The organism is Paenibacillus sp. IITD108 (genome assembly GCF_036541265.1).
Lineage (GTDB): Bacteria > Bacillota > Bacilli > Paenibacillales > Paenibacillaceae > Pristimantibacillus.
Window position 1 is genome coordinate 157,501 of sequence record NZ_JAZHCT010000014.1, and the last position, 7,081, is coordinate 164,581.

General features: G+C 52.3%; 3 protein-coding genes. All 3 read right to left on the reverse strand.

The window, feature by feature from the left end:
* Nucleotides 1-284: 284 nt before the first annotated feature.
* The 3 genes from V1L65_RS14405 to V1L65_RS14415 all read right to left on the reverse strand — a co-directional run bounded on the left by V1L65_RS14405 (nucleotide 285) and on the right by V1L65_RS14415 (nucleotide 6,712).
* On the reverse strand, nucleotides 285-995 hold the full coding sequence (locus V1L65_RS14405; RefSeq protein WP_331699877.1) for a metallophosphoesterase family protein: 711 nt from the start codon (nucleotides 993-995) through the stop codon (nucleotides 285-287).
* Nucleotides 996-1,320: 325 nt separating this feature from the next.
* Nucleotides 1,321-1,671 (reverse strand): hypothetical protein, encoded by a 351-nt coding sequence (locus tag V1L65_RS14410; protein WP_331699878.1) that lies wholly within the window; start codon nucleotides 1,669-1,671, stop codon nucleotides 1,321-1,323.
* A 61-nt stretch (nucleotides 1,672-1,732) separates the two neighbouring features.
* Nucleotides 1,733-6,712: a chondroitinase-B domain-containing protein gene (locus V1L65_RS14415; protein WP_331699879.1), complete on the reverse strand. Its 4,980-nt coding sequence runs from the start codon at nucleotides 6,710-6,712 to the stop codon at nucleotides 1,733-1,735.
* Nucleotides 6,713-7,081: the final 369 nt, after the last annotated feature.

A 7,081-nucleotide genomic window follows, 5' to 3' on the forward strand; every position in this document is an offset into this window, starting at 1 on the left:
CTTCTCCATTCCCAATCTTGTTCTCCGTTCCCCTTTCTTATTGCTTATTAATCGTTGCCCACAATTAATCGACATCCTCCGTATTCTTCATAAGATCATATCCGCAGCTTTACAACTTCTATTATGAAAGATACGTTCCCCGTTCCATAGTATCAAAAAATGAAGCAAGCATAAATATATAAACTGAGATGCAAAATGTGTAAAAATTTATTAAAAATAAGGGATGTATCCCGCAGGCACGCTGCAGATACATCCCTATTATAGTTGCTTGCTCTTATAGCCGCTTACCCGAAAAAGAAGTACGCAGTTTTCAGATCATCTTCCGTAAGCTGCAATTTTTGCGCCGCTTCGAGCAGGGGCGCGCGGTCATAGACTAGGCTTTTCATCGCTATTTTGCCATCGGTAATCGTGAAATAATGCGCTTCCTTCGACGGATCGTCGCGACGGCGATAGGATACGCTTCCCGGATTGAGCCACAGGCTCGTATCGCTCAAAAAATGAATGCAGCTGCGATGCGTATGTCCAAAAATAATGCGGCGCTCCCCTGCAGCCTTTATTGTCCCATCGTTGCGTTCCGCCCAGAATGCATCGTACTTTGGCAAACTGTCGATCGTCAAATAATTGTCGTATAGATGCTGCATCGTGTAGCTGCAGCCGTCCATCTCAAATATGCGATAGTCCGGGATGCTTTCGAGAAAGGAAATTTCCGCTTCGCCGAGCAGTCGGGCATTGCGATGCGCCCATCTGAGCTGACCTTCCTCGACATCATGACCGCCATCGTTATTGCGGTATATATCGATCATAATATCATCGTGATTGCCGCGCACACAAATCACTTCGTTCTTGTGAACCCATTCGATAACCTCCCGCGGGAAAGGCCCGTAATCTACAAGGTCTCCCGCGCAATAAATGACGTCACAGTCCGGTTCGGCCTTGCGGATCGCCTCCAGCGCATAGATGTTGCTATGAATATCTGAAATAATTAATGCTTTCACGACCTGCTCAACTCCTGATTATAAATCTGAAACCGTAGAGGGTGTCGATTCATTGCGGATAGAAAGTGGCGCTACTGCGATCAAGTTTGGGATTCCGACCGCTGTTGTAGTCCAATTTTTTGAATGAATAACCCCTGTAAAGGATAAAATTGGCCTACAAAGGCGGACGCTGCCGCTTCTCCATTCCCAATCTTGCTCTCCGTTCCCTTTCTTATTGCTTATCAATCGTTGCCCACAATGAATCTACATCCTAATACTGTATAAGTCTGTTGAAAAATAATTCTAACGAAGCTGACAAGTGTTATTTCAACGAAAACAGTTCATTTTAGATTGTAACGAAGCTTTGCAGCTCTATGTGTGAACAAAACACGTTTTTAGGCACTTCCTGCCCCAAATAAGGCCGCATATCTTCGTTAGATTTGTACAACAAGCGTTTTCGGTATAATAGCGCTACTAGTGAGGGTGTCGATTCATTGTGGATAGGGCAACAAACAATCGAAAGTGATGCTACTACAATCAAGTTTGGGATTCCGACCGCTGTTGCAGTCCAATTTTTTTGATGAAATAACCCCTGTAAAGGATAAAATTGGCCTGCAAAGGCGGACGCTGCCGCTTCTCCATTCCCAATCTTGCTCTTCGTTCCCCTTTCTTTTTGCTTGCCAATAGTTGCCCACAATGAATCGACACCCTTCTAGTTTTCGTTAAAATTTCCAAACGAGTTTTTCAATAGCCTGGTATTATCCTTTTTGCTTTTCCAGCATCCTTAGCAATACCGTCACCGCTTCCGCGCGCGTAGCGGTACCGCCCGGCATAAAGCGGTTCAGCCCCCGCCCTTCAATAATTCCCGCAGCTGACGCCTGAGACACAGCCTCGCTTGCCCAACCAGGTATATCTGCGTTATCGGAAAACTGCTGCGGCATGGCAATATCGTTCTCCAACGGATAAGCCCTTAGCAGCATGACGACCATCTCGGCGCGATTAATGGCGCGATTCGGCTGCAGCCTCCCATCATTGTAGCCTTGCAAAATACCTGCCTGCAGCGCTGCCCCAAGCTCTCCCTCAGCCCAATCTGGAATTTCCGCTCCATCGTCAAACTGCCTATCCATCCGTGCAGCATCCAGCTTCAGCGCCCGCACCAGCATTACCGCAAACTGCAAACGGGTCACGGACATGTCAGGACGGAAGCTACCATCCGGATAGCCGCTCAATATGCCCCTTTCGACCGCTTGGGCAATGTGATCGCGACCCCAGTGACTCCCGGTATCCGTGAAGTCTGGTTGCAGAGACGGCTCCGGCGTCTGGCCCGGACTTGGCTCAGTCGGCTCGCTTGGTGCCGGCGTCGCTGGCGGCGAATACCAGGACCCGCCGCCGCTTGCAGCGGGGCGCTTCACAGCGATGGCGTATGTTTTGCTTTTGCCCGAAGGCATCGTCACTTCGATTAGGATGTAGCTGCCATCCTGGGCAATCGCCAGCGCTCCGCTCGGCTGTCCGCTAGCGACCGTTTGACGCTGACCACCATCTACACGGACCACGATCTGCGAGCCTTCGCTTAGCGCTGTCGGCACAAGCGTCAAGCTGCTTATCGAAGACGATACGGTTACCGAATAATGACTCACATCCTTATCAAAGCCGTTCAGCAACTGGTTTTCACCCGACATCAGCGCCATTCCGCTCAGTCCCGGTGCGCCTTCGGTATCGGGCGGACGCGTCCCGGCGTTTGGTCCGACATCGGCTGTCGTCAGCGGCCGTCTGCTAACAGGAGCGGCCGGATTGTATTCGTCCGCTCCAACATCTGCGCCGCTGATACGCGGCTGTCCATCCATATCCTCAGACGCGAAATACGGCGCCACGGCCGCATCGATAGCCGGACTGAAGGCTGACAATCGGATCAGACGATCTTTGCTGCGCACCAGCTTTAATGCCTTCTTCTCAAATCCGCCCACTATCGTATTATTATTGGTTGGATTAGCTGTTCCTTCGACCAGATTCCCTGAATAAACCGGCCGCTCACCTGCGGGAGCGCCCTGTACAGGGCCCGTTTCGTTGAAGATAGTGCCTGCATTGCTGAAAATGAGGTTGTTGTACACCTTCGTTCCGACCGGCTGATACGTTCTGCCGCCCAGACTGATCGCTTGCGTATTGTTGCCAACATTCACTATCGTATTGTTGAATATTTGCACATTGTACTGCCGCCAATGACCGCGCAGCAGCTCCGTCCGCAGCTCCGTCGACAGGCTGTTCAGCTCTGCTGTCTGCTCCGGTGATCCCCAGCGCACAGTCGGGTTCGTGCTCCCGTCCGATCCCGCATCATGCGTGCCGCCATCGAGACGAATAACGCGGTCAGTCAGCCCTTCCATGTAATTGTTATAAATTTTGTGGTCATTTCCATAAATGCGAAATCCGCTTAACCCCGGAGTCTCTCCGTCGCCAATGATATAATTCCCATAAAAGCTATTGCGATGACCGTGCCGAGCGACAATACCGCCGTAAGAATTGCGGATCGTATTGTACCGGATAATATTGTCGCTGCTTTTGACCGAAATAATCTCGTCCTCGCCGTTCAATCCATCAAACAGATTATATTGAATTGTGACGTATCCGGAAGACAGCGACAGACTGGACAGACCCAGACGAATGGCTTCAAGACCATTGGTTACACGCGGCCCAATGCCATAAAAATGATTGTATTCAATCACATCATATTGCGAAATATTTTGACCTGTATGGCCGGCGCCATCGTAAATCACGACCGCTCCGAAGCCTTTCTTAGGCCCAATTTCATTGTAGGCAAGACGGTTATGGCTGCTCTCGCCCTCAACCCGGATGTAATGGCGGTGAGTACCGTTGGCGGTTATGAGCGATTGATCATCATATGGAGTTGGCCCGTCGTAGCTTTCTCCGCCGGTGCTGTCCAGAGCGCCAATCCGGCAGCTTCCCGGCACATCGATCAGGCATGTCACGGTTCCAAGCTGCGGTGCGGTGAAGCTGTACGGCTGCCCCGTCTCGTTCAAGGCGAAGCTGTTGCGCAAAATCGAGATGTGGCTCGAGCTTTGCAATTGCACGCCCGGATGTACACCTGTCAGCGTACGATTCTCAAGCCCCCGCTCGATAAGCGTCGTATTGCTTCCCTCTTCCCCGATTCCATTGCGGAATGCAAAACCGGATACCTCCACATAAGCGGAATTTTCAATATGAAAATAGCTGTTTCCAGCAATAACGGCCTGTCCTTGCTCCGCAGCCACAATCCGAATCGGATAAGTCGCCGAGCCCTTCTTGTTCAGCACTACAAAAGGTCCATTCTGCTCATACACGCCATTCTGAACCTCGATAATTGTGCCCGGCTCGACAGTGTCCAGCGCCTGCTGCAGCTGCTCCGCCGAGCTTACTTGCACCTTGGCCAGCACTGGCGGCGGCAGATCATCCTCATCTACATCGCCAGCAGCCGGCGGCCCTCCCGGTCCCCCCGGCTCCACAACAACCGGAGCTTCGCTAATAAACAGCTGCGCTTCCATTAGGCTGTTCCAGTTGCCGGAGCTTCCGCTTGCGCTATTGCCGTAACCGACTAACCGCCAATATCGAGCTTCGATCGGACTTGTGATGACGTAGGGCTGCAGCACAGAATCTTCCGCTTGCAGCGTCCGGCCGCTTCGCCTAGGCAATACGATCGTACTATTCTCAAAAGAAGGCTCGTTAGATGCCACAATCTCGAAGCTCGACAAGCGTTCTCTTGCATTTAGGAACGCAAGGTTCATATACGTCACTCGCTGCGGCTCGCCCAGATCAAACTGCAGCCACTGGCCATGTCCTGAAGCCGACCAGCGGCTCTCCATGCTTGCCGCATCCTCGCCCCAAACGCCGTCTACGACATTGGCCGGAACGTAGCTGGTATTCGGCTGCGACGAACTCGCCGTAACAGAGCCCGCATGCAGGACGATTCGTCCATCTGTGTCAAGCGGCAGCCGCCGAACAATGTCCAGGCTGTACGCATTGCGCACCGGACCGTCCCCTTCATCCTTTAACTCAATACTCAATCGGTTCACCCCCGGCAAGAGCGGAATATCGTCTCCACCCGACCATAACATGCGCTCCGTCTCATAATTACTCAAATAGATCTCAACAAGGGCATCATCCGGCGCTTGCGCTTCCAGAGCGATGTTCTCCGTCGCCGCCGGCACAATCGCCTCATATCCGTCCGTCTTGTTCGGATCGAAAGCCGTATTCAGCGAAACGGCCTGCCCTCCGTCCGTTATGGTCAAATCAGTCAATTGCAGCTGCGGCTTCTGCTCGGCAAACGTAAAATAACTGCCGTCCGCCAGCGCTGCTTCCGCCGCATAATACAGCTCGCCGCGGAGCGACACTTCCGTCAGCGGCGTTACTGTCGCTTGAGTCCAATCGCGCGAGCTGCCAGTCAGCAGCACGCCGCCTAGCGGGATTGCGCTGCGAGGAATCGCGATCAACACATTGCCGACGCCTCCCGTGTTTTGCGCTTTCCATGTGCGGCTAAGGCGCATATGGCCCGACCCGTAGGGAGCCGCAGGGTCCGTATTGCCGTCATCGCCCCATAGCAGATACTGTTTGTCCGCCAGTTCTGCTCCATCTGGCGTGCCGATCAGCACCTGCACGGAGCTCGCCCCGCCCGAACTGCTGCGGCCCATCCGCTGATCCAGCCCGCCAATTACATCGCGGCCGATACCGGCAATATTATGGTTAAAATCTGTCTGAGAAGCGGCATTCCAGACGACTTGCGGCGCCGATCCAGCGCTTAAATAATTGCCTGCAGGCAGCGTCAAGCCGTACTTGATTGCCAGATAAGTCTCCACTTGACGCTTCTGCTCATTCGTTAGTGCTTCCGTAAAGATGATGAATTCGCCCATATAGCCATCAAAGCCCGAGCCGCCCGTCACGGCCGAACCGAGCGACATGGCGCCGCCCGCTTGACCAACGAACGGAAGCAGAGGGGTATTCGATTGGCCTATGGTGGAGCCGTCGCGGGAAACAGACTGATAAACGGATTCGCTGGCCACTGGAGCGGCATTATGATGTAGTCCCCATATATTATATTGCGACAGATGCACCTGATCGCCTGCCGTCAACCGCTGATACCCGCTGCCTGTCGTCCGGGTACCGGAATCCCACAGGACCGAGCCCATTGTGGGGCTTGTCGAGCCGTTCTTATGAGGAATATGTGCGCCGAAGCCGCCTTGCGATACGATATGGTTGAAGATCAACGAGTTATCGACCGCGTTCAATCCTCCGGTTACCGTAAAGACGCTGGCCGCAGCAATCTCTTCCCCCTCCGCGAACAAACCATCCGTATCCTGGAGGATGCTGCCTGAGCCTGAACGGACAAACTTTAATACCGGCTGATTGTTTAAATCCAGATGTTCTTGCACATACTTTGGTTTGTTGCGGCTACTGATCGCCGCGATGCTTCCGTCGTTCACAAAGTTATTTTCATTACCGCTGCTATCCTGCCATACCATTACATCATTGCCAGCCAGTGTCACACTGCCCGGGTCGGCCTTCAGCCACAAGCGGAGCGCTGCAGCGTCTATACCGCCCGGCGTTCCCTCCTGCGCCGCCTGCTCCGCCTGCGCCGTATCCATCGGCAGCGCAACGACCGATCCGATCGCCAGCATCGCTGCCAGCATAGTATGTACAACTCTTCGTGTTGTTCGGCCTGCCTTCTGCGCCCTAAACAAACTAGTTAAAGTCAACTTGATTCCCCCTCATCACCCGGTGCGAATCCGCCCCGTTATGTAAGCGTCATCATTATGAATTGAGTGCGCTCTCCTTTCTTTATATAGGAAAAATAGCCCTTAACCTATCATCAAAAACTAAAACTCCCTTCAATTTTCAGAAGTTTTAACCCCAATTTCTAAAGTGAACATCAAAATCCCAATTTATGAGGAACTTCCTATAGGAATAACGTCAAAATTTGGATCATAACAAAATCACCTATCGGTGACCTAACTTGCTGTTATCGAGTTTTAAGAACAAAAGATGCTTCGCTTTTTGTGGTGCGGTCATTAATGACCGCTAGAACCAAAAAGCTGTCTTTTTGTTGCCTATACTGGACACTTATG